The sequence below is a fragment of the Enterococcus sp. AZ179 genome (assembly GCF_050498885.1).
GTDB lineage: Bacteria > Bacillota > Bacilli > Lactobacillales > Enterococcaceae > Enterococcus_D > Enterococcus_D entomosocium.
Map to the genome: position 1 here is coordinate 2,214,266 of NZ_JBMHEO010000001.1, position 22,857 is coordinate 2,237,122.

General features: G+C 43.4%; 20 protein-coding genes. 15 read left to right on the forward strand and 5 right to left on the reverse strand.

Annotated elements, in window-relative coordinates; genetic code table 11:
* Nucleotides 1-72: 72 nt before the first annotated feature.
* On the reverse strand, nucleotides 73-972 hold the full coding sequence (locus IGI88_RS10550) for a helix-turn-helix domain-containing protein (RefSeq protein ID WP_016611954.1): 900 nt from the start codon (nucleotides 970-972) through the stop codon (nucleotides 73-75).
* 199 nt (nucleotides 973-1,171) lie between these two features.
* On the opposite strand from IGI88_RS10550, the gene IGI88_RS10555 reads away from it, so the two are divergent.
* Nucleotides 1,172-2,842 carry a family 43 glycosylhydrolase gene (locus tag IGI88_RS10555; RefSeq protein ID WP_429960463.1) on the forward strand — a complete coding sequence of 557 codons (1,671 nt, stop codon included), beginning with the start codon at nucleotides 1,172-1,174 and terminating at the stop codon, nucleotides 2,840-2,842.
* 132 nt (nucleotides 2,843-2,974) lie between these two features.
* Here the strand turns inward: IGI88_RS10555 and IGI88_RS10560 are convergent, their stop codons facing one another.
* Nucleotides 2,975-3,790, reverse strand: a complete 816-nt coding sequence (locus tag IGI88_RS10560; protein ID WP_034872857.1) for a DUF92 domain-containing protein — start codon at nucleotides 3,788-3,790, stop codon at nucleotides 2,975-2,977.
* 136 nt (nucleotides 3,791-3,926) lie between these two features.
* On the opposite strand from IGI88_RS10560, the gene IGI88_RS10565 reads away from it, so the two are divergent.
* The 6 genes from IGI88_RS10565 to IGI88_RS10590 all read left to right on the forward strand — a co-directional run bounded on the left by IGI88_RS10565 (nucleotide 3,927) and on the right by IGI88_RS10590 (nucleotide 12,006).
* Nucleotides 3,927-5,234, forward strand: coding sequence for an NAD(P)/FAD-dependent oxidoreductase (locus tag IGI88_RS10565; RefSeq protein ID WP_016611957.1), 1,308 nt, complete (start codon nucleotides 3,927-3,929; stop codon nucleotides 5,232-5,234).
* Nucleotides 5,224-6,666 (forward strand): helix-turn-helix domain-containing protein, encoded by a 1,443-nt coding sequence (locus IGI88_RS10570; RefSeq protein ID WP_016611958.1) that lies wholly within the window; start codon nucleotides 5,224-5,226, stop codon nucleotides 6,664-6,666. The genes IGI88_RS10565 and IGI88_RS10570 overlap by 11 nt, the downstream gene beginning before the upstream one ends.
* Nucleotides 6,667-6,797: 131 nt before the next feature.
* Nucleotides 6,798-8,318, forward strand: a complete 1,521-nt coding sequence (glpK, locus tag IGI88_RS10575) for a glycerol kinase GlpK (protein WP_008377082.1) — start codon at nucleotides 6,798-6,800, stop codon at nucleotides 8,316-8,318.
* Between the two features lie 3 nt (nucleotides 8,319-8,321).
* Nucleotides 8,322-10,151 (forward strand): type 1 glycerol-3-phosphate oxidase, encoded by a 1,830-nt coding sequence (gene glpO, locus IGI88_RS10580; RefSeq protein WP_016611959.1) that lies wholly within the window; start codon nucleotides 8,322-8,324, stop codon nucleotides 10,149-10,151.
* A complete protein-coding gene (locus IGI88_RS10585; protein WP_005237471.1) occupies nucleotides 10,144-10,860 on the forward strand; it encodes an MIP/aquaporin family protein in 717 nt (238 codons plus the stop codon). The genes glpO and IGI88_RS10585 overlap by 8 nt, the downstream gene beginning before the upstream one ends.
* A 90-nt stretch (nucleotides 10,861-10,950) precedes the next feature.
* Nucleotides 10,951-12,006 (forward strand): alpha/beta hydrolase, encoded by a 1,056-nt coding sequence (locus IGI88_RS10590; protein ID WP_016620571.1) that lies wholly within the window; start codon nucleotides 10,951-10,953, stop codon nucleotides 12,004-12,006.
* Nucleotides 12,007-12,064: 58 nt separating this feature from the next.
* Here the strand turns inward: IGI88_RS10590 and nrdF are convergent, their stop codons facing one another.
* The 3 genes from nrdF to nrdH form a co-directional block, all read right to left on the reverse strand.
* Entirely contained in the window at nucleotides 12,065-13,030 is a 966-nt protein-coding gene (gene nrdF / locus IGI88_RS10595; protein WP_005225180.1) for a class 1b ribonucleoside-diphosphate reductase subunit beta, read from the reverse strand.
* 97 nt (nucleotides 13,031-13,127) lie between these two features.
* Nucleotides 13,128-15,287 (reverse strand): class 1b ribonucleoside-diphosphate reductase subunit alpha, encoded by a 2,160-nt coding sequence (gene nrdE, locus IGI88_RS10600; RefSeq protein ID WP_008377092.1) that lies wholly within the window; start codon nucleotides 15,285-15,287, stop codon nucleotides 13,128-13,130.
* A gap of 97 nt (nucleotides 15,288-15,384) precedes the next feature.
* Nucleotides 15,385-15,609, reverse strand: coding sequence for a glutaredoxin-like protein NrdH (nrdH, locus tag IGI88_RS10605; protein ID WP_005225182.1), 225 nt, complete (start codon nucleotides 15,607-15,609; stop codon nucleotides 15,385-15,387).
* 356 nt (nucleotides 15,610-15,965) lie between these two features.
* Here nrdH and IGI88_RS10610 point away from each other — a divergent pair, with 356 nt between their 5' ends.
* The 8 genes from IGI88_RS10610 to dapA all read left to right on the forward strand — a co-directional run bounded on the left by IGI88_RS10610 (nucleotide 15,966) and on the right by dapA (nucleotide 22,851).
* On the forward strand, nucleotides 15,966-16,433 hold the full coding sequence (locus tag IGI88_RS10610) for a FeoA family protein (RefSeq protein WP_005237467.1): 468 nt from the start codon (nucleotides 15,966-15,968) through the stop codon (nucleotides 16,431-16,433).
* On the forward strand, nucleotides 16,433-18,571 hold the full coding sequence (gene feoB, locus IGI88_RS10615) for a ferrous iron transport protein B (RefSeq protein WP_086299153.1): 2,139 nt from the start codon (nucleotides 16,433-16,435) through the stop codon (nucleotides 18,569-18,571). The genes IGI88_RS10610 and feoB overlap by 1 nt, the downstream gene beginning before the upstream one ends.
* Nucleotides 18,568-18,699 carry a hypothetical protein gene (locus tag IGI88_RS10620; protein ID WP_005237465.1) on the forward strand — a complete coding sequence of 44 codons (132 nt, stop codon included), beginning with the start codon at nucleotides 18,568-18,570 and terminating at the stop codon, nucleotides 18,697-18,699. The genes feoB and IGI88_RS10620 overlap by 4 nt, the downstream gene beginning before the upstream one ends.
* A gap of 434 nt (nucleotides 18,700-19,133) precedes the next feature.
* A complete protein-coding gene (locus IGI88_RS10625; RefSeq protein ID WP_005237464.1) occupies nucleotides 19,134-19,580 on the forward strand; it encodes a PTS sugar transporter subunit IIA in 447 nt (148 codons plus the stop codon).
* Between the two features lies 1 nt (nucleotide 19,581).
* Entirely contained in the window at nucleotides 19,582-19,947 is a 366-nt protein-coding gene (locus IGI88_RS10630; protein WP_005237463.1) for a PTS sugar transporter subunit IIB, read from the forward strand.
* A 25-nt stretch (nucleotides 19,948-19,972) separates the two neighbouring features.
* Nucleotides 19,973-21,259, forward strand: a complete 1,287-nt coding sequence (locus tag IGI88_RS10635; RefSeq protein ID WP_016610457.1) for a PTS ascorbate transporter subunit IIC — start codon at nucleotides 19,973-19,975, stop codon at nucleotides 21,257-21,259.
* A 24-nt stretch (nucleotides 21,260-21,283) separates the two neighbouring features.
* Complete coding sequence (locus IGI88_RS10640; RefSeq protein WP_005237461.1) at nucleotides 21,284-21,949, forward strand: SIS domain-containing protein; 666 nt, start codon at nucleotides 21,284-21,286, stop codon at nucleotides 21,947-21,949.
* On the forward strand, nucleotides 21,946-22,851 hold the full coding sequence (gene dapA / locus IGI88_RS10645; protein ID WP_086299155.1) for a 4-hydroxy-tetrahydrodipicolinate synthase: 906 nt from the start codon (nucleotides 21,946-21,948) through the stop codon (nucleotides 22,849-22,851). Before IGI88_RS10640 ends, dapA begins: the two co-directional genes overlap by 4 nt.
* Nucleotides 22,852-22,857 lie beyond the last annotated feature (6 nt).

Genomic DNA, 22,857 nt, shown 5'->3' on the forward strand with positions numbered 1-22,857 from the left:
AAAAAAGCTTTTTTCGAATCCTCAGAGGAAGAAGTAGAAGTCGCTTTTCTCGAATCATTATTTGTCGATTACTTATTTTGCTGCTTCTAACTGGAGCTTACGGTATTTATTCGGCGACATGTTTGCCCATTTTTTGAATTGTCTCGTAAAGTGGGCGGCATTTTGATAGCCAATGATCTCTGCGATTTCGGCGATGGCCAATTTGGGTTGATGGAGATAGAATTTTGCTTGGTTGAAGCGTAATTGATCTAAGTACTGTTTTGGACTACTAGCATAAACTTTTTTGAAAACCGTCAGCATCGTACTATTACTAATGTTCAATGAATTGGCCGTATAACTCATGGAAAGCAAGGCTTTGTTTTCTTCCGTAGGGCTTTGTGTGTACGTACGAAAATTTTGTTGGATCGATTCTGCGATCGCTTTTGCTAAAACAAGGGAAGTGTTATCTGTATGCGCTAACTGATTTTTTTCATCTTCGACATAGTCTAGTAAGGCACGCATCAGTTCTAACAGTAAGATCTCAATGGCGATTTTTTCTTTCATTCCAAAGTATCCGCTTGCCAAAAACGCAATGTATTGCTGAAGGATCTCAACGATCGCTTGGTAAGCGGGATTTGTCTTTTTTAGTAGTAAAGGACAATACATCAACAACTGTTGCTGAATCTCAGGATCATCAAGATCGAAATGCATACAAAAATACTCTAAACCTTCTGCTACGAGACAAGTATTTTCATGAGCGGTACCAGGCGGTATCAGGATCACATCATTTGCCACAAAATCAAACTGCCTGCCTTCAAATATTGTGCGCTGCTCTCCATCAATGATCATCATGATCTCAAAAGCAAAGTGGGTCTCTTGCGGTGCACACCATCCTTCGGAAACGCGTTGCTTGTGTCCACCAAAGGTTTTTAAATTGATGTCGATATCGGGTAATTTGACCAGCTGTTCTAGCCATTTAGGTGTTGGGTTCATTCGGTACGACCTCCTTAAAAATGAAAAATGGTAAGTATTGGCTTTTTTTTGATATTCATTCTACCCTAAAAGTTTCGTAAGATAAATGTAGCAATCGAATAAAACGGTTTCAATTTATCGCATTCGCCTGCAAACGATGATAAAAAAACTGTTGTTTGGTTGCAAAACGAATAAAAAGTTAAGAATAGGAAGGAAGCTTATGACAATCATCAAAAATCCAGTTATTCCTGGAATGGCGCCTGATCCCTCTATCATTTGTGTGGATGAGCGTTATTATATCGCAACTTCAACCTTCCATTGGACACCTGCGATTCAACTTTTCGAATCAAAGGATCTTGCGAATTGGCAACTTGTTGGTTATGCCTTGAACAATGAAGAAGTGAATTTACGTGGAACCAATACACCAGCTGGTATCTGGGCACCACATTTATCTTATGATCCACAAACAAAACGATTTTGGCTGGCGTATTCACATATGGTCAACATGGCAGGACGTGAATTTAATGCTGATTCCTATGCCATTTGGGCGACTGACATCCGAGGACCATGGTCAGAACCGATTTATTTTACCTCAATTGGCTTTGATCCAGCGCTATTTCATGACGAGGATGGGCGGCATTATTTAACGATTTTGGAATGGGAAACAAGAGAAGGCTATCAAGCGCCGGGACATATTGTTCTTGCGGAGATCGACTTGCCTTCAGGTAAATTACTGTCCCCTTGGCATCGCGTAACACAAGGGTTCACCACCAGAGGGTGTGCGGAAGCACCCCAAATATACAAGCATGAAGGGGCATACTTTTTATTGCTGGCATCTGGAGGCACGGGCTATGCTCATGGTGTGGAAGTCGGTCGCGCAGAGACTATTTTTGGTCCTTATGAAGCGCATCCTTCTGGCGAACCAATCCTTACTTCTTCTCCAAGGCATCTGTTTTCTTTGGGCGACCCTGATGCTGGGCATTTTGAAATGGTCAATCCTCATTCAGTGATGCAAAAAGCAGGACATGGTTCGCTCGTCCATACCCATACTGATGAATGGTTCATGGCTCATTTAATGGCAAGACCCTTAGAGGGGGAGCTGTTGAATCCTCTTGGAAGAGAAGCTTCTATTCAAAGGATGCACTGGACCGAAGACAATTGGTTGGAAATGGAAGATGGAAGCAATTTGGCAAAAATGACTTTTAAAGGATTAGCTGGTGTTCCAATTGACAATGAACCAAACACTGATTTATTTGATTCATTTCAAGAGGCGCAGTATCTGTTAGAATTTATGACACCGTATCGCCAACAGCATCAGTCATGGGTCAGTACGCAAAAGCGGCAGGGGTACTTACGGATCTATGGGGGCAATTCCTTGTTTTCACAGATGAATCCTGCCATCATGGCAACACGAGCAACCTCTTTCACCTATGAGGTGGAGACCTTGTTGGAGTTTCAACCGAACCATTATTCACAAACAGCAGGACTTGGGCTTTATTATGATTCAAACAATTGGTTATATGCTCATGTTACCTATTCAGAAGAAAAGCGATGTCCTTATTTGACTCTCTTACAGGCAAAATTAGGACAAAGGATCGAATATGTAAATACTCGCGTCGTCGTTCCCGAAGGAAATATTCACCTGAGAATTAGATACGAGCATGGGATCGCAAACGTCTACTATCGATTAGAGGAACAAGAGACTTGGCAAGTTTTGCTCCAAGATCTGTCAGTGGCGTACTTATCTGATGAAGGAGTCAATGGAATGCCAGGAGAAATAGGCGGCTTCACAGGATTATTTAATTTCATTGGTGCCGTGGATGCACACCAACATCAATCCTATGCTGATTTTGCTTATTATAAAGTGACGAATCATTCGTCTGCATCTTAATCAGGCTCCTTATGGAGTGAGCACCCGTATCATACTTTCACTAAACAAATAAAAACCTTCAAGAGAAACACAAACGTGTAGCTCTCGAAGGTTTTTTGTATGAAGGAATTGTCATCGCAGTGGATTGCCTGATTACTTGAAAAAAGAGCCAGTTAGCAAGACTGATACAAAAACGATCACTATTGAAGTCAGCAAATTGACCCCTTCATTCGTTACAAAGGAAAGACCGCTGACTTGCTTGGTCGCAACGTCGTGGTGGACTTTTTTTTCGGTGTATTGGTGACAGACAGGGCATTGATAGCGCACCTGAATCGCTGCGCCCAGTAAGCTGTCCAAAAGACTACCGCAAAAGCCTAAAGCAGTCAAAGTCAACCAGAGATCAAGGGAGAACGGCTTGCCGTTCAACCATAAGGCTGCTGCGAATAAACCAGTGATGGCGAGACTCCCTGCTAGGGAAGCGGCAGTTCCCAACCAACTGACACCGCCGGAAAGTCCCGGTGGTAATTTTTTTCCCGTTAGTAAGTGACGCGGTGGACTTGGACTCAGCACGCCGATTTCTGAGCCCCAAGTGTCAGCCGTACAGCTAGCGATTCCCGCCACAAATCCCCAAAGGAATAGCGGTTCTTTCGTCCAAAAGGCAAGCAGTAGAGCAAAGATGCTTGGTGCGATGTTCGCAAAGACTTGTTTTGCATCACGGCGAGCACCTTTGGCAAGCACAGCTAACTCTGGCTGACGGCGCATTTTCTTTAAAAGACCAATGATGCCAGAGCTGGCAAAGAAAAATCCAATCAAAAAGATGCTGTACCACGGACCAAAGCCAATGACCAGTGTGCCGCAAAGAATCGCAGCCAGTGCGCCAGAAATAGTCAGCCACTGAAAGACGAATGCTGCCGCTGCAACGAATATGCTGGCAAACAATCCTAGCATGAATTGATAAAAGAAAACCATTTGAACACTCCTTTGCGTATAGTGTAGCATAGGTCTCATTTATTTTACCGCAGTTAACAAAAAAATAGTAAGGAAGATAGCTTTTTACTCGTCAAATGAGAGCGTTTCATTTAAGCTAAAGGAGAGAGGTGATCCAATGAAAATCATAATTATAGGTGGGTCTTTTGGTGGTGTCAGCTGCGCCCGTGAAGCACGCCGATTATACCCTGACGCAGAGATTTTATTGATAGAAAAAAAAGCCCATCTTGGGTTTGTTCCAAGCGGTTTGTTATTGCTGATCGAAGGCAGGATCGCTTCACTGGATGAAGCATTCTTTTGTACGAAGGAGCAGCTGGAGGCAGAAACAATCGACGTAGCCTTAGAAGAAACCTTTCTAGAAGTCTTTCCTTCTGATCATCGGATTCGGACGGATCAGCGAGAACTAAGCTATGATCGACTCGTCTTGGCGGCAGGTTCTAGTCAAGATTCCACTGTTTTGCCGCAACCAGAAGAAGCACTGCTGACCTACAAAGAATATGAAGCAGCGAAGCATTTCTTACAGAAATTGCCCCAAGCAGAGTCGATTACCATCGTCGGTGCTGGTCAAGCCGGGATGGAAGCGGCGAATACCTTAACGATGATCGGCAAAAAAGTCAGTGTGATCGAATCAATGTCGTATCCTTTATTCAAATACTTTGATCGCGATTTTTTGCAGCCCTTTTTAACGGAGATCGAAAAAATCCCCAACTTGCAGCTGCATTGGTCGGAGCCAACTTTGGCAGTCGTTAAAACGGAAACAGGCTTTCGGATCGAAACCGCCGATCAAGGTTATGAAAGCGATCTGGTATTGACGACAGTTAACGTTCATCCTCGCTTGCCAGAGGCATTTACGGTCTTTGAATTACACAGTGATCAAACTATCTGGACAGATGCCTACTTGGAAACTTCTGCCACGGATATTTTTGCGGTCGGCGACTTGATCCAAATTCCAAATGCTATTACGAAAGACACGGTCTACATGCCCTTAGTCAATAATGCTGTTCGCTCAGGGATTGCGGCAGCTCGCAATCTAGCAAACAAAACGACCCCGTTTCGTGGTGGATTGCGGACAGTCGGTACACAATTGTTTGAGTGGTATTTAGCCAGTACCGGCTTGACCGAGTCGGATCAGTTTTTCTATGAATCACCGATCGTTTGTCACACTTTTACGGCTACCGTTTCCCTTTTTGATTCGACGCAGGTTCATGGAAAAGTGATGATCGAACAAGCCAGCGGTCGAATCGTTGGTGCACAGCTTTTATCAAAAGCCAATATTTTGGAAAAAATCAATTTACTAGCGTTTGCGATCGAGCAGCAGGCAACGATGGAGGAGCTGACCCAAAAAGACTTTTTCTTCCATCCACGATTCACTCATGTGTTGGATCAAACCTTCATATGGTCGGGAAGTGATACCGATGAGACTTGATCAGTTATTAGAAAAAAAAGAAGCAAAACAATTGCAGCTGCTCAAAAAACTTTTACTAGTTGGCGGTCAAATGGAGCTACATGAATTAGCGCTCTATCTTGGCATCAGTAAGCCTTCTCTGGAAAAGTATGTGGATGAGCTGCAAGATGAGTTGACGCACTATCATGAGCAGTGTCGATTGTATTACCGAAATGGTTCACTGGTTTTTGAAATGAGTCCCACCTTTTCTCTTAACCAAATTGAATGGGCATTTTATCGTTCGGCCTTGAAATTTCAAATTCTCGAGCATCTTTTACAACATCAAGAAGTGACAACTGTCCAGCTGGCACAAAAATTAACAGTCAGCGAGTCATCCTTGTTTCGCAAAATCAAAGAGCTAAATGGTTTGCTAGCAGAATTTGAGTTAGAGATCTGGCAAGGAAAGCTGATTGGAGAAGAAACCCAAATTCGTTATTTCTATTTTGAACTCTTTTGGTATGTTCATTCTTTTGACAGTCAGCCATTGCCGATCGATGAGAAATATGTCGGTCTGATCACTCGCGGCCTGAACATGCGCTTTACGAAAGAAGCCCAGCAGCGCTTGTCCCTATGGCTGAGGATCATGAAGGCGCGACTTAAAATTGCTACTCAATCCTTTCAAGTTTTACGGGAGAAAATGGCACCTTACATGAAAGACCCTTTGTTTCAACAATTACGTGAGTTGGTATTTCGTGGCTTTGGCCATTACGCATTAGAAGTCAGAGAAGAGGAGGCGATGCTGCATTTTGTCTTTTTGTTGTCGTTCTCGGTGTTATCCGAACACGATCTGCAGGTGTATATGCTGCAGCGTTCTCGGTTTACGCCAACTGCCTTGACGGATACATTGATTTTGGAACATATTTTGCATCTTTACCGCCCATCGTTTGTTCCTCGTGAAATGGAAGCCACTTGCTATGGTCACCTGCTGCAGATCCACAGCCGCGTCTATTTTTTCAAAGGGGATGTGGAGGTTTTTGATCGAGAAAATATTTGGCAGTTAGAAGCGCAGTTATCCAGCCGCAACATTCAGCAAATCAGTCATGAACTATTAGGTAAGGCCTTAACAGAGTTAAATATCAAGCCGTCCGAGAAAAATAGTCTACTGATGATGACGATGGTCAAATACTTGAGTGTCATCACGATCATCGACTATCAAATCAATCGAGAATTTCGTGTTGGGATCGCCTTGAAAATGGATGAGCTATTTAAAGAAGCTCTCTATTATATGTGGCTGCTGTATCTCAAAAATTTGAATGGCGTAGTTGTCGAACGCTATCGTCCAGAACAAGAATATGATTTGATCTTGGCGAATTATGCCATCGAGACCAAAACACCGACTTATCGAATCAGTGAATTAGGGACTGCTTATGATCGTGAGACAATCAAAAAAATGATCCGTGAACGCTTTAAATAGTGGATTTCGTCAATTTCTTAGAGATTTGAAAAAAAATTGACGAACCATATAGCAAAAGTTCAGCTAAAATAAAAGCAAGTCAGAAAGCGCTAACAAAAAAAGCGCGTATAAAACCAAAGGGAGCGAATCAAATGGCAGAAAAAAATTATGTAATGGCGATCGACCAAGGAACCACTAGTTCAAGAGCAATTATTTTTGATCGTAACGGGAAAAAAATCGGCAGTTCACAAAAAGAGTTTCCGCAATACTTTCCAAAATCAGGTTGGGTAGAACATAACGCCAACGAAATTTGGAACTCTGTCCAATCAGTCATCGCAGGGGCATTTATTGAATCAGGTATCCGACCAGAAGCAATCGCCGGCATCGGGATCACCAACCAGCGTGAAACGACAGTGGTTTGGGATAAAACGACAGGGCAGCCAATCGCGAATGCGATTGTTTGGCAATCCCGTCAATCTTCACCGATCGCTGACCAATTAAAAGCAGATGGCCATACAGAGATGATCCATGAAAAAACTGGTTTAGTCATTGATGCGTATTTCTCAGCGACCAAGGTGCGTTGGCTTTTAGACAATATCGAAGGGGCACAAGAAAAGGCGGATAATGGTGAGTTACTCTTCGGAACGATCGATTCATGGCTTGTGTGGAAACTGACAGATGGACAAGTCCATGTCACCGACTACTCCAATGCTAGTCGGACGATGCTTTACAACATTCATAAATTAGAGTGGGATCAAGAAATTTTGGATCTTTTGAACATTCCAAGCTCGATGCTACCAGAAGTCAAAAGCAACTCAGAAGTCTATGGTCACACCCGCAGCTACCATTTTTACGGCAGTGAAGTACCAATCGCTGGAATGGCTGGAGACCAACAAGCCGCCCTCTTTGGACAAATGGCCTTTGAAAAAGGTATGATCAAAAATACTTACGGCACTGGGGCATTTATTGTCATGAATACGGGTGAAGAACCACAATTGTCTGACAATGACCTACTGACGACTATCGGGTATGGCATCAACGGCAAAGTCTATTATGCCTTAGAAGGAAGTATCTTCGTTGCTGGATCAGCGATCCAATGGCTGCGGGATGGTCTACGCATGATCGAGACTTCGCCACAATCAGAAGAACTAGCTGCCAAAGCAAAAGGAGATAATGAAGTCTATGTGGTGCCTGCCTTTACTGGATTAGGTGCGCCTTACTGGGATTCAGATGCAAGAGGAGCAGTCTTCGGCTTGACTCGTGGGACGACGAAGGAAGATTTTGTTCGGGCAACACTGCAAGCTGTTGCGTACCAATCAAAAGACGTCATCGATACGATGAAAAAAGATTCCGGTATCGATATCCCATTGCTGAAAGTCGATGGAGGGGCAGCCAAAAACGATTTATTGATGCAGTTCCAAGCGGACATTTTAGACATTGACGTACAACGAGCAGCGAATCTGGAAACAACCGCATTAGGTGCAGCCTATTTGGCAGGACTAGCGGTTGGCTTCTGGAAAGACTTAGATGAATTGAAATCAATGGCAGAAGAAGGGCAAATGTTTACGCCAGAAATGCCAGCAGAAGAAAGAGACAATTTGTACGAAGGTTGGAAACAAGCGGTGGCGGCTACTCAGACCTTCAAATTCAAAGCGAAGAAAGAAGGCGAGTAAGCCATGACCTTTTCTCAGAAAGATCGGAAGGAAACCATTCAAGAAACGGCAAATACCACCTATGATGTGTTGATCATTGGTGGTGGGATTACCGGCGCAGGGGTTGCCGTTCAAACAGCAGCGGCTGGGATGAAGACGGTTCTTTTGGAAATGCAAGACTTTGCCGAAGGGACGTCTTCGCGGTCCACGAAACTCGTTCATGGCGGTATTCGCTATTTGAAAACCTTTGACGTGGAAGTGGTCGCTGACACCGTGCGGGAACGGGCGATCGTCCAACAAATTGCTCCGCATATCCCGAAACCAGATCCGATGCTTTTACCGATTTACGATGAACCGGGGGCAACCTTCTCCTTGTTTTCTGTCAAAGTGGCGATGGATCTTTATGATCGCTTAGCAAATGTGACAGGCAGTAAATACGAAAATTATCTGCTGACGAAAGAAGAGGTCTTAGCACGCGAACCACAGCTGCAGGCGGAAAACTTAGTTGGTGGCGGAGTCTATCTTGATTTTCGCAACAACGATGCCCGCTTGGTGATCGAAAACATTAAACGAGCACAAGCCGATGGGGCAGCAATGATCAGTAAAGCCAAAGTCGTCGGCATCTTACATGATGAGCAAGGCATCATCAATGGGGTAGAAGTGGAGGATCAACTGACAAACGAGCGCTTTGAGGTTCACGCCAAAGTCGTGATCAACACGACCGGCCCTTGGTCAGATATCGTTCGTCAATTAGACAAGAATGATGAGCTGCCACCACAAATGCGTCCGACAAAAGGCGTCCATTTAGTGGTCGATCGGGAAAAACTAAAAGTACCGCAACCAACCTATTTTGATACTGGGAAAAATGATGGTCGGATGGTTTTCGTGGTACCAAGAGAAAACAAGACCTATTTTGGCACAACCGATACGGACTATACAGGCGATTTTGCCCATCCGACGGTCACACAAGAAGATGTCGATTATCTACTGACCATCGTGAATGAACGCTTTCCACATGCACAGATCACCCTTGATGATATCGAAGCGAGCTGGGCTGGTCTACGTCCATTGATTACGAATAATGGTGGTTCGGATTACAATGGTGGTGGTAAAGGCAAATTATCTGATGAAAGCTTTGAGCAGATCGTTGAAAGCGTCAAAGAATATCTTGCAGATGAGCGGCAGCGACCAGTTGTAGAAAAAGCTGTAAAACAAGCGCAAGAACGAGTAGAAGCCAGCAAAGTGGATCCATCGCAAGTTTCTCGCGGCAGCAGTTTGGAACGCTCAAAAGACGGACTATTGACGTTGGCAGGCGGAAAAATCACCGACTATCGTTTGATGGCGGAAGGAGCAGTCAAACGGATCAATGAATTGCTCCAAGAAAGCGGTGCTTCCTTCGAGTTGGTGGATTCAACCACGTACCCAGTTTCTGGTGGTGAGCTTGATGCAGCCAATGTAGAGGAAGAATTAGCGAAGCTGGCTGACCAAGCACAAACCGCTGGGTTCAATGAAGCAGCTGCGACGTATTTGGCTCATCTTTATGGGTCGAATCTTCCCCAAGTGTTGAACTACAAGACGAAGTTTGAGGGCTTAGATGAAAAAGAAAGCACTGCCTTGAACTATTCCTTACATGAAGAAATGGTTCTGACGCCTGTCGATTATCTATTGCGTCGGACCAACCATATCCTATTTATGCGAGATACCTTAGATGAAGTCAAAGCCGGTGTCGTCGCAGCTATGACCGACTTCTTTGGCTGGAGCGAAGAAGAAAAAGCAGCCTATGTAGCAGAAATGAACCAAGTGATCGCAGAATCAGATTTAACAGCCTTAAAAGGAGGAAAAAAAGATGAATGAAACAACACAGATCTTTAGTGAATTTCTAGGAACGGCTATTTTGGTTTTGTTAGGGGATGGCGTGTGTGCGGCTGTCAATCTGAAAAAGAGTAAAGCAGAAGCCTCTGGCTGGATCGTGATCGCGATGGGCTGGGCAACGGCGGTGACCATAGCCGTATACGTTTCAGGGTACATGGGACCTGCTCACTTGAATCCAGCCGTTACATTAGGCATGGCGATGACAGGGAATTTTTCTTGGAGTTTGGCTATACCGTTTATGCTGGCGCAGATTGCTGGTGCGATCGTAGGAGCAATCCTCGTTTGGCTCAACTACTTGCCATTATGGGATGAAACAAAAGACCAAGGCGCGATTTTAGGTACCTTTGCAACAGGGCCTGCAGTTCGTAATTTAGTATCGAATACGATCACTGAAGTCATTGGTACCTTTGTCTTAGTCTTTGGCTTATTGGCTTTTGGTGCCAATACCTTTACGGATGGATTAAATCCCATCGTTGTTGGGATCTTGATCTTAGCGATCGGACTGTCTCTTGGTGGACCAACAGGCTATGCCATCAACCCGGCACGGGACTTAGGACCACGGATCGCTCACCAAATCTTACCAATCAAAAACAAAGGGACTTCCGATTGGGGCTATGCGTTAGTACCAATCATCGGTCCAATGATCGGTGCAGCGATCGCAGCTGGTTTGTTTATGATGTTGCCATTATAAACGATGTTATTTTAAGGATGGTGCCTATTGGTATCATCCTTTTTTAATCTTTAGCGATTGTCATTGAATTTGCTAAAAAAACATGGTTAAATGAAAAAGCTGAAACAGAACGAAGGAAGGAGCTTTTGCGTGAAAAAAATTCTGCGCTTTTTCATGTGGGTGGCGATTGTCCTGATCGGACTCTTAGCTGCCGTTTTTCTGGCTTTTCAACTCTCCCCACGACCGGGGGCTTTTTTGATCGGTCATATGTTTAACCAAGAAGTGACCATCAAGGATGAGGCGGCTTATCAAAAAAGTTTGCCGAATGTGACGGTCAAACAGGACTTGGCTTATCAATCGGATTATCAACGCAGTACCTTTGATCTTTATTATCCCAAAGATGCACAAGGCCCTGTTCCAGTCATTTTTTGGGTCCATGGGGGCGGATATGTCGGGGGAGACAAAGAAGGCGTCAAAGAATTTGCGACCTATGTCGTCGATGAAACCAAAGCCGCTGTGATTTCGATTAATTATGAATGGGCGCCAAGTTTGCATTATCCGGGACAGGTCAAACAATTAGCCCAAGCGGTAGACTCGATCAAAGCAGATGCCCAAGCATACCCCATGCTTGATTTCGATCAACTCTTCTTTGGTGGAGATTCTGCAGGTGCCCAAATTGCCGGGCAATATGTGGCGCTGCAAACCAATCCAGCGTATGCGAAGGAAATGTCCTTTGATCAAGACATTCCTACATCGGCCCTGAAAGGGTTTATTTCCTATTGCGGCCCCCTTGATTTGAAGCAGATCGTTGGAACTTCTTCGGATGATCGTTTTATGAAATTCTTTGTTAAAACGGTGGCTTGGTCGTTATTAGGCAAAAAAGAATGGCAAGATAGTCCCCAACTGCAGGAGATCTCACTGGTGGATAAATTGACGGCTGATTTTCCACCAACGTATATCACTGATGGCAACGCCTATTCCTTTGAAGACCAAGGCATTGCCTTTGCCAACCAGCTGCAAGCTCTTGATATTCCCGTGACAAGTCGTTTTTACAAAGGGGATTCGGAAACAGTGACCCACGAATACCAATTTGATTATAGCTTGCCGCAAGCACAGGAATGTTTGACAGAAACGTTGACCTTTATCAAAGACCAGCTGGCTAACTAAAAACACCTTGTTTCTCACCCTCTATTGGCGAGAAACAAGGTGTTTATTTGTAAGCAAATCAATCAAGTCCGATGAAGTAGTCATCGTCTTTCATCGCTTCAACGGAACCAAGCAGATACCCGTTCCCAACTTGTGAGAAGAAGTCGTGATTGCTGGTACCAGTTGAAATACCGTTCATGACGATTGGATTGACATCGTTGGCGGTGTCTGGGAAAAGCGGGTCTTGTCCTAGATTCATCAAAGCCTTATTGGCATTGTAACGCAAGAAGGTTTTGACTTCCTCGGTCCAGCCGATCTCATCGTATAATTCTTCGGTATAACGCTCTTCGTTTTCATACAACTCATACAACAAGTCGTACATCCAGTCTTTCAGCTTTTGCTGTTCGTCTTCTGGTAATTCGTTGAACCCTAATTGGAATTTGTAGCCGATATACGTGCCATGAACGGATTCGTCACGAATGATCAATTTGATGATCTCCGCTACGTTCGCTAGTTTGTTATTACCTAAGTAGTAAAGGGGTGTATAGAAACCTGAATAGAATAAGAAGGTCTCTAGAAACACACTGGCGATTTTTTTCTCTAGCGGTGTCCCATTTTTGTAAATCTCATTGATTCGTTCGGCTTTCTTTTGTAAGTAAGGATTGGTATTGGTCCATTCAAAAATATCGGCGATCTCCGCTTTTGTATTCAAGGTGCTGAAAATCGATGAATAGCTTTTTGCATGGACAGATTCCATAAATTGGATGTTGTTCAAGACCGCTTCTTCATGTGGGGTGCGGACATCTTTACGCAGTTGATCCATACCGCTTTCTGATTGAACGGTATCTAATAAGGTCAAGCCGCCAAAGACGTAGCCCACCGTCGTTTTTTCTAATGGTGATAGCGTCCGCCAATCATCAAGGTCATTTGATAAAGGGATCCGCGTATCTAACCAGAATTGCTCTGTTAATTTTTCCCAAGTGGATTTATCGATGATATCTTCGATCTCATTCCAGTTGATTGCTTCATAGTAAGTCTTACCCATAGTCGGTTCCTCCAATAATCGTATCAAGACAACAGCCGACCCGCTCTCAATAGAGAGCAGGGGCAGGCTATTGGTTCGTTTTCAGGCAAAAGTTGGATTAGATGACACAGCTTTCACATTGGTTGCTGCCGATCTCTTCTGCATCATCTGTAAAGGTCCGTACATAGTAGATCGATTTGATCCCTTTGTGGAAAGCATAGTGACGCAAGATGTTCAAATCACGGGTGGTTTGTTTTGTCGTTTCTTTCCATTCGTAAAGACCTTCTGGAATATCTGAACGCATAAACAAGGTCATACTCATCCCTTGATCGACGTGTTTTTGAGCAGTTGCGTAAACATCGATCACTTTGCGCATATCCATATCGTAGGCTGATTTGTAGTAGCCGATCGTCTCATTGCTCAAGTAAGGTGCTGGATAATAGATCTTGCCGATTTTCTTTTCTTGGCGTTCTTCGATCATCCGAGTGATCGGGTGGATGCTGGCACTCGTATCATTGATATAAGAGATCGAACCATTTGGTGCAACGGCTAAGCGGTTTTGGTGATACAAGCCGGTTTCTTTGACGGTTTGTGCCAAGGCTGCCCAATCTTCACCAGTTGGTAAAAAGACGCCTTCAAACAATGCTTTGACTTTTTCCGATTTTGGTTGGTAGTCACCTTGGATATAATCAGTGAAGTAGCTGCCATCTGCATAAGCTGATTTTTCAAAGTTATGGAAAACTTCGCCTTTTTCTTTGGCGATGGCATTGCTTTCAACCAATGTCCAATAGTTCAACAACATGAAATAAAGATCAGTAAATTCAAGGGATTCTGGTGAACCGTATTCCATTTGATTTTTTGCAAAATAGGTATGCAAGCCCATTGCGCCTAAACCGATCGTGTGGTTCAAGGCATTCCCATTTTGGATCGATGGTACCACGTCAATGTCAGACGCATCAGTAACGAAGGTCAAGGCACGAGTCATTGCTCGAACAGATTTCCCAAAGTCAGGGCTGTCCATCAAGTTCACGATATTGGTGGAACCTAAGTTACAGCTGATATCTGTTCCTAAAACCTCGTATTCTTGCTTGCCGTTGATCTCAGATGGTGCTTGAACTTGAAGGATCTCGGAACAAAGATTACTCATGATGATCTTGCCATCGATTGGGTTGCTGCGGTTTGCTGTATCGATATTAATGATATAAGGATAACCAGATTCTTGTTGCAATTTAGAAATTTCATTTTCTAAATCGCGAGCTCTGATTTTAGTCTTGCGAATCCGTGGATTCATGACTAAGTTGTCGTATTCCTTGGTGATATCGACATAAGAAAATGGTACGCCATATTCTTTTTCGACACTGTACGGACTAAAGAGATACATCTCTTCATTTTTACGCGTCAATTCGTAAAATTTGTCAGGTACGATCACACCTAATGATAAGGTTTTGACACGGATTTTTTCATCTGCATTTTCTTTTTTCGCTGATAAAAAGCTGATGATGTCTGGGTGGAAGACGTTCAAGTAGACCACACCAGCCCCTTGCCGTTGACCCAATTGGTTTGAATAGCTGAAGCTATCTTCAAACAATTTCATTACAGGCATCACACCACTTGCTGCACCTTCGTAGCCTTTGATAGGCGCGCCAGCTTCCCGCAAGTTTGATAATGTGATCCCGACACCGCCGCCGATCCGTGAAAGTTGCAGCGCGGAGTTGATCCCACGACCGATCGCGTTCATGTCATCAGTGATTTGGATCAAGAAACAAGAAACTAATTCACCGCGACGTTTGCGTCCTGCGTTCAAGAAAGAAGGGGTTGCTGGTTGGTAACGTTGGTAGATCATTTCATCTGCCAAGCTCATGGCTAACTCTTCATTCCCATCCGCAAAGTAAAGGGCGTTGAACGCCACCCGATCTTCGTAACGCTCAAGATACGCGGTACCATCATTCGTTTTTAATGCATATTGTGAATAAAACTTGTAAGCAGCCATAAATGATTTGAAAGTAAAGTGTTGCTCATCTAAGAATTGATACAAGTCCTCAATAAAAGCAGGACGGTACTTTTTGATAAATTCTTCTTCTAAATAATCATTTTCAATCAAATAATTGATTTTGTCCATTGCAGTCGCAAAGGTTAAGGTATTTGGTTCAACGTTTTCTTTAAAGAATGCCGCTAGGGCTTCTTTGTCTTTATTTAATGGAATTTGACCATCTACTGGACGGTTGATCTCATTATTCAATTTGAAATAACTGACATCTTTGATTTCTTTCAAGCTCATAAATGGCTAACCTCTTTTCTTGTTTTGTTCGTATAAAAAAGGACTTGCGGTCTGGACGACTGACAAATCCCTCAAAAGCATCACATTGAGAAAAATCTTAGCTCGCTAATTGACGTAGTTGATCTGGACGGAAACCGATGATCGTTTGCGCATCAGAGGTAATGACTGGCACACTTTGAAATCCTTGTTCTTTCAAAAATTCTAATGCTTCAGGCTCATTATCGATATTGATTTCTTCAAAGGCAATCTGATTTTCACTTAAAAAGCGTTTCGCCATTTTACATTGCATGCAGTTGTTTTTAGAAAATAGTTTGATATTCATAATTGTTTCCTCCGAGTTGTAATAGTTATAAACCTAGTATAAATAAGTCTCGGAGAAAGTCAACGAAAAAACACTATATCTTGTGCTTGTGAATTCGGCATACACAATTTATAGTGTTTCTGTGTTTTTTATGCAAATGAAAAAAGCGGAAAATACTTAGAATTACAAGGTTTTTGCGTAATTATTAGAGGGGATATGCAATCAAAATGAGTAAAAAAAATCTCTATTGTGAAGGAAGATTCAAAGTTAAGTCGAAAACAGATTGACTTCCTATGGAAATGGCTCTATTATAATGATAATCATTCTCAATTAAAGTAGGTTAATTAAAAAACACTTCACAAAAGGAGTAAGAACCAATGAAAATGGCGCAAACTTGGGCTTCTGGGACATACAAAATCGACTCGTTGGCAACAACCAAAGAAATCACGGTTCATTTAAACGATCTTGGCATTCGCACGGGGGTTGAAATCGTTGTGGTGCAAAAAGATCGCAAAGGCGGCATCATTTTGCACCAAGGGACGCGGATTGCTTTAGATGCACGGGTCATGGAACAAATCGATGTCACAGAAATCCAGCAGCAAACGGTCATTACCTCTTTGGATCAGCTGCAAGTTGGTGAAAGCGGGAAGGTCAATCAGATTGGTGCAAAAGGTGCTTTGCGCCGTCGTTTGATGGATATGGGGCTTACGAAAAACGTTCATTTGGAAGTAGTGAAACTGGCTCCATTGGGTGATCCAATGGAGATTCGGCTCCGCGGTTATGAATTGTCTTTGAGAAAGCAAGAAGCAGCGTTGGTTTTTATCGAAAAAGGAGTCGAAGCTTGATGACCTATCAATTTGCATTAGCAGGAAATCCCAATAGTGGGAAAACAAGTACTTTCAATCAATTGACTGGTGCCAAACAAACAGTGGGCAATTGGCCGGGTGTCACCGTAGAACGTAAAGCGGGGCGACTGCGAAAAGACCGGCACGTGCTGATCCAAGATCTGCCCGGGATCTATTCCTTGTCACCTTATACGCCTGAAGAACTGATTTCCCGCAATTATTTGATGGAAGCATCGCTGGATGCGGTGATCAATATTATTGACGGAACTAATCTTGAGCGAAATCTGTATTTAACATTGCAATTATTAGAAATGAATGTTCCGACCGTGGCAGCCATCAACATGATTGATCTATTAAAGAAAAAAGGCTTGCAGATCAACTTCGAAAAATTGGCTTACGGATTAGGGATTCCTGTAGTGGGGATCAGTGCTTTGAAACAACGTGGTTTAGCCAAAATGATCGAGGCAGCGAAGCAAGCAGCCAACACACTACAGCTCCCTCCCCGCTACGATGCTCGTCTAGAGGCTGGCTTGACCGAGATCATGGCGATTTTGCCAGAGACGATCCCTCAGCAGCGAAAACGCTGGTTTGCCATAAAACTCTTCGAAAAAGATGAAGCGATTCAAACAATGTGTAAACTGACTGATTCCCAGCAAGCAGTCATTCAGGAGACGATTTCGATTTTAGAGATGATCTTTAAAGACAGCAGTGACGCCATTCTCGTCAATGAGCGCTATGGCTTCATTGAAGAATTGTTGGCGCTGGCAGTCATCAAGGAAACAGATCAGCACTTAGCCTTCAGCGACAAAATCGACCGCGTGTTGACCCATCGCGTATTGGCACTACCGATTTTTGCCTTCATTATGTGGGGAATCTACTATTTATCGATTCAGACGATTGGCACGATCGGCACTGATTGGGTCAATGATGTATTATTTGGCAGCTGGATTCCCGAAACAACAGCGCATTGGCTAGAACAGCTGCGGGTCGCCCAGTGGCTACAAGAACTGATTTTGGATGGCATCGTGGCTGGGGTCGGTGCGGTTTTAGGCTTTTTGCCGCAGATTTTCGTGTTGTTTTTTTGCTTGGCTATCTTGGAGGACTGTGGATACATGGCACGGGTGGCATTTGTCATGGACCGGTTGTTTCGCAAGTTTGGTCTATCTGGCAAGTCGTTTATCCCCATGTTAATCGCTACAGGTTGCGGCGTGCCGGGGGTGATGGCAAGCCGAACGATTGAAAACGAAAAGGATCGTCGGTTGACGGTGATGGTCACGACCTTTATGCCTTGTTCTGCCAAATTGCCGATCATTGCATTGATTTCGGGTGCCTTTTTCCCTCATTATAGTTGGGTCGCACCATCGGCCTATTTTGTCGGCATGGGTGCTGTGATTTTTTCAGGGATCGTCTTGAAAAAAACGCCGCTTTTTGCAGGTGATCTGGCACCATTCATTATGGAACTGCCAGCGTATCACTTGCCGCAGCTCACAACGATTTTGAAAAGTGCCTGTGATCGAGCCATTGCTTTTGTAAAAAAAGCCGGAACGATAATCTTTGTGGCTTGTATCTTTGTCTGGTTTACCTCCAGCTACAGCTTTGCCTTGCAGCGGGTCAGTGAAGACCAAAGCATTTTGGCCTTTTTCGGTCGACTTTTGGCGCCCCTCTTCGCTCCCCTAGGCTGGGGAACTTGGCGAGGCGCCGTGGCGACGATCACTGGCTTGGTGGCCAAAGAAAATGTGATCGGCACATTCGGGATTCTCTACGGACAAACCGGTGAGTTGTCAGAAAGTGGGACGGAGATTTGGCAAGTGTTGCGCGGCGATTACACTGCTGTGGCGGCATACTCTTTCCTCGTCTTTAATTTACTATGTGCCCCCTGTTTTGCTGCCATCGGTGCGATCCACCGTGAAATGGGGGACAGCAAGTGGACGTGGTTAGCCATTGGCTATCAATGCGGCTTGGCGTACTGCGCCAGTTTTCTGGTGTACCAATTCGGACACGTCATCTTTGAAGGCGGACACCTCACGCTAGGTGTTTTTGCGGCAATAGTCATTGCTGGTCTATTAGTATTTGCTCTGGTGAAGAAACCATTCCGAGGGAGTGCGCCCTTGATCCAAGTCGTAGGAGGCGAAAAATGATTGCTACAGTAATTCTAAGCGGACTGATTTTTGGCTATGGCGGTCGTGTGGTGTACCGCATGGTGAAAAAGGATCATTGTTCTGATTGCCACAGCAGTTGTCCCGTGAAGCATGAGGAAGCAAAGTAGAAAATAGCGGTTGTAAGTAAAAATTCGTGTGAAAACACCTACGGCTAGAAATACAATTGAAACGGTAGATCTATAGCCATGAATAGAGTGTTTGCTTTAAGAAGTTCTTAGTTTATTTAAGAGCTTCTTTTTTTTATTGTGGGTGCAAGCAAAAGATCTGTCCATTTTTGGTTCATTTTTTCCTTTATAGAATAAGTTTTGTGAACTGCTCAAGAAGGTTATCGAGAAAAACTGGAGGCTAGTAAAAAAAATAGGCAGTATTCCTGGTCTTTTTGAGAAGAGCAGTTCACTTAATCTGGAAGCGTGTACAAATATGTGGTCGCAAATCGTCTATTCAGGTCAGAACTTTTCACTTATAGTGTGTGTATAGGAATTATCTCGAGAAATTCTTTTACCAAAACCTAAAGAAATTTTTTTAGAAAGGAAATCGTCGTTTGCAAACTACATTATTAACAAAAGAAAACATTTTACTTCAGCAAGACAGTACCAGTTGGCAAGAAGCAATCAAAAAAGCTGCCCAGCCGTTATTGAGGAATGGCAGCGTTTCAAAACAGTATGTCGAAGCGATGATTCAATCCGTCTTAGATGCCGGGCCGTATATCGTGCTTATGCCTGGGTTTGCATTGGCCCATGCCCGATCAGAAGATGGGGTTTGTCGTTTAGGACTAAGTGCGATGACCTTAAATACCCCCATCTCATTTGGTTCGCCCAATGATCCAGTGAAAGTCATTTTCTGTTTGGCAGCGATAGACCCGACCAGTCATTTGGAACTGATGAGTGAGTTAGCAGAGGTTTTAGCAAGGGACAATATCATTGATCGTTTAGCAAATGTGGAGACACCAGAAGCATTTATAAAACTATTAGAAGAAACGAGGAGTTAAGATGGGATTCTTTCAAAAAAAGAAAAATGATGCATCAATCCAATCAGATGCAAAACCTAAGGCGAGTAATGGCAAGAAATTTTTGATAGCGGTTGCATGCCGTGCTGGGATGGGGAGTTCAACGCTGCTTCACATAAAAGTAAAATCAGTGATTGAAGAAAACGGCTATCCCATTGAAACGATTCATGGAAATCTAGATGTTCTCATTGGTTTTACGGGTGATGCCTTTATGAGTATGGCAGATATCGCAGCGGAACCTGATTTTCAAAACAAACCTTATGAAGTCATAGGTATTCAAAATATTATGAGTAAAGAAGAGATCCAAGGAAAACTAGAAACATTTCTTGAAACGATGCAAACAAAATAAATTGATGGAGCGAGGAATAAATTGAATGGCAATTTTAGTAATGAACCAATTCAGAAATACTGCTGTGTTGCTAATGATTTTAGCTTTGATCGGGTTACTTGCACAAAGAAAGCCTGCGAAGGAGACCCTGAGCGGTGTCCTCAAAGTGGGCATTGGGTTTATGATTTTTAATATTGGTGGTGGTCATGTAGGAACGATTGCTGCAAATTTCGCCACGTTGTTTCAGACCGCATTTGGTGTTCAAGGGACGGTTCTGGCAGTAGAGCCTGCTACAGCGTTAGCTATGGATGTATATGGTTTTGAAATATCAATGATTATGGGGCTAGGGTTCATATTCGGATTAGTTATTGCGAAATTGACGCCTTTAAAATCAATTTTCTTAACCGGTCAGCATTATCTTTTCTTTGCTGCTGTCATTGGGTTGATTTTTATTTCGAATGGTATGCCCACTTGGGTAACAGTTATCTTTGGTTCTTTGGTACTAGGTTTTGCAGGAGCAGGGTTGCCCAAATTGGCTCAGAAATATACAGATGAGCTGACAGGTAATGCAGGGGTTGCACTAGGTCACTTTAACTTGATTTTTTACTGGTTCTCAGGTGTCATCGGCAGTGTCATTGGCGGGAAAAATTGGCAAGCAAAGAAAGAGAAAGCAGCCAATCGTGAGCTTCCTGATTTCTTCTCCGTATTCCGAGATTTTGTCTTCTCTGTTGCATTTTTCATGATTATTCTTTTCTACATTGCAACGATCGCAGCAGTTTTAAGTGGTCATATGGATGTCGTTCAAGAAATGGCTGGCAACGACTTATGGTTCTTGTATCCGTTGATTCAAGGGTTGCAATTTGCGGCGGGTATGTCTGTACTGATTTATGGTGTGCGTCAATTTATTGCTGAATTAACGGCTGCCTTCGTGGCGATCTCTGAAAAATATATCCCGGGATCAATGCCGGCAGTAGATGTTCCTGTGTTTTTCCAATATGCGCCAACCATGGTTCCTGTCGGTTTTATTACCTCGTTTATAGGTGGCTTAACAGCGACGTTTGCCATGGCTGCTATGGGTTCTCCCGTTGTACTTTTGCCAGCAGCTGGGATTGCTTTTTTCTCGGGTGGAACAATGGGTGTCTTTGGTTCAATAAGAGGCGGGTTGAAAGGGGCGATCATCGCATCCTTCTTAGGCGGTATTTTGCTGACTGCATTGCCTTTGGTGCTTTTCCCAGCTTTTTCTGAATTAGGCATCACAGACGCTGGATTTCCTCAAATCGACTACAATATTATCGGAATTTTACTAGATAAAATCTTAAAACTATTTAGTTAAACAGTATGATTAGCAAGGAGAAAGGTGGATACAATTTCTCCTTGCTATAAGGAAGGAAAATCTGTATTGAATGAAAAAAACGTTTTGTTTGAATATAGTACGAATTTAAAAGCCCAAAGCGATGCTCAATTTTATCGGCTTGAAGAAGAAGAAGTCTATCAACAGATGGTGAAGGCCAAAGAACTTATTCTCCATGCAGAAAAAAATCATAAGCGTGTTCATGTAACAGGCGTGGGAAAATGTTCCTATGTAGCAGGCTATGCAGCTTCACTTTTCTCATCTGTCGGCACGCCAACCTATTTTTTAGACACAACCGAAACTGTGCACGGATCGGCAGGACAAGTCGTGGCTGGCGATGTAGTGATTGCGATAAGTAATAGTGGGAACACCAAAGAATTAGAATATGCACTTGCTGCCTTAAAAGCCAATGGCGCTGTAATTTTAGCGGTAACAGGAAATGAAGATTCTTCCCTAGCTTCCTGTGCTGAAGTCACATTGTCTTCTTATGTTTCCCAAGAAGGGGACTCATTGAATAAACCGCCACGTTCCTCTGTGATCGCCCAAATGATCCAGCTGCAGGTTCTGTCGGTGTTGCTGCAAGAAGCAAAAGAAATCAATTTAGAAGATTACCTTAAATGGCATCCAGGGGGAAGCTTAGGAGCAACGACAAAAAAGGAGCTTACGCAATGAAAATCAGAGGAATTATACCAGCAATGGTCACACCATTAAATGAGAACGGCATCAATGAAGAGGGCACCAGAAAGCTTGTAAGGCATTTGATTGCTGGTGGTGTCCACGGGTTGTTTATTTTAGGAACCAATGGCGAATTTCATACCTTAAGCAAAGAAGAGAAAATCCAGTTTGCAAAAATCGTTGTCGATGAAGTATCGGGCAGAGTACCAGTATTTGCAGGTGCCGGAGATATCGCAACGAATAAAGTGATTGAGTTAGTAAATGAGTTTGCAAAAATCGGCGTTGATGCTGCTTCCATCATTACGCCGTATCTTTTGAAATATACCGATGAGGAGTTGATCCATCACTACCGAATGATTGCTGAGCAAACGACACTACCAATCATTTTGTACAATATTCCGCCAAATACTAGAAATTTCATCAATCGTCATGTTTTCTCGGAATTACTCAAAATTGATTCGATCATTGGGATAAAAGATTCAAGCGGTGATCTAGAAAACTTCAAGGGCTATCTTGAATTAAATCATCGAGAGGATTTCTCTTTGCTGATGGGAAGCGACTCTAAGATTTTAGAAGCATTACAGTTAGGAGCAGATGGCTCTGTGGCTTCAACCGCAAATGTTTTGACGAAAACAGATGTGGCGATCTATGAACAATTTGTAGCTGGAAACATAGAACAAGCGCGGCAAGAACAAGCAAGTATTGATGATTTTAGAGAAGCCTGCAAATGCTCAACGATTCCGTCTGGGCTGAAATACTGTTTGCGGGCAATCGGACAGGATGTTGGGTTACCGAAACTGCCTGTTCTAGATCTTACGAAAGAAGAAAAGCAGCAGGTAGATCAAGTGCTTCAAAAATATGTACAAGCGGAAGGATTTACATTGAAAGTAGAACAGTAGGCTGCA

What these genes read in the sequence shown, in the direction of transcription:
- IGI88_RS10550 (WP_016611954.1), bottom strand. Translation starts at nt 972, where the DNA reads ATGAACCCAACACCTAAATGGCTAGAACAGCTGGTCAAATTACCCGAT.
- IGI88_RS10555 (WP_429960463.1), top strand. Translation starts at nt 1,172, where the DNA reads ATGACAATCATCAAAAATCCAGTTATTCCTGGAATGGCGCCTGATCCC.
- IGI88_RS10560 (WP_034872857.1), bottom strand. Translation starts at nt 3,790, where the DNA reads ATGGTTTTCTTTTATCAATTCATGCTAGGATTGTTTGCCAGCATATTC.
- IGI88_RS10565 (WP_016611957.1), top strand. Translation starts at nt 3,927, where the DNA reads ATGAAAATCATAATTATAGGTGGGTCTTTTGGTGGTGTCAGCTGCGCC.
- IGI88_RS10570 (WP_016611958.1), top strand. Translation starts at nt 5,224, where the DNA reads ATGAGACTTGATCAGTTATTAGAAAAAAAAGAAGCAAAACAATTGCAG.
- glpK (WP_008377082.1), top strand. Translation starts at nt 6,798, where the DNA reads ATGGCAGAAAAAAATTATGTAATGGCGATCGACCAAGGAACCACTAGT.
- glpO (WP_016611959.1), top strand. Translation starts at nt 8,322, where the DNA reads ATGACCTTTTCTCAGAAAGATCGGAAGGAAACCATTCAAGAAACGGCA.
- IGI88_RS10585 (WP_005237471.1), top strand. Translation starts at nt 10,144, where the DNA reads ATGAATGAAACAACACAGATCTTTAGTGAATTTCTAGGAACGGCTATT.
- IGI88_RS10590 (WP_016620571.1), top strand. Translation starts at nt 10,951, where the DNA reads ATGAAAAAGCTGAAACAGAACGAAGGAAGGAGCTTTTGCGTGAAAAAA.
- nrdF (WP_005225180.1), bottom strand. Translation starts at nt 13,030, where the DNA reads ATGGGTAAGACTTACTATGAAGCAATCAACTGGAATGAGATCGAAGAT.
- nrdE (WP_008377092.1), bottom strand. Translation starts at nt 15,287, where the DNA reads ATGAGCTTGAAAGAAATCAAAGATGTCAGTTATTTCAAATTGAATAAT.
- nrdH (WP_005225182.1), bottom strand. Translation starts at nt 15,609, where the DNA reads ATGAATATCAAACTATTTTCTAAAAACAACTGCATGCAATGTAAAATG.
- IGI88_RS10610 (WP_005237467.1), top strand. Translation starts at nt 15,966, where the DNA reads ATGAAAATGGCGCAAACTTGGGCTTCTGGGACATACAAAATCGACTCG.
- feoB (WP_086299153.1), top strand. Translation starts at nt 16,433, where the DNA reads ATGACCTATCAATTTGCATTAGCAGGAAATCCCAATAGTGGGAAAACA.
- IGI88_RS10620 (WP_005237465.1), top strand. Translation starts at nt 18,568, where the DNA reads ATGATTGCTACAGTAATTCTAAGCGGACTGATTTTTGGCTATGGCGGT.
- IGI88_RS10630 (WP_005237463.1), top strand. Translation starts at nt 19,582, where the DNA reads ATGGGATTCTTTCAAAAAAAGAAAAATGATGCATCAATCCAATCAGAT.
- IGI88_RS10635 (WP_016610457.1), top strand. Translation starts at nt 19,973, where the DNA reads ATGGCAATTTTAGTAATGAACCAATTCAGAAATACTGCTGTGTTGCTA.
- dapA (WP_086299155.1), top strand. Translation starts at nt 21,946, where the DNA reads ATGAAAATCAGAGGAATTATACCAGCAATGGTCACACCATTAAATGAG.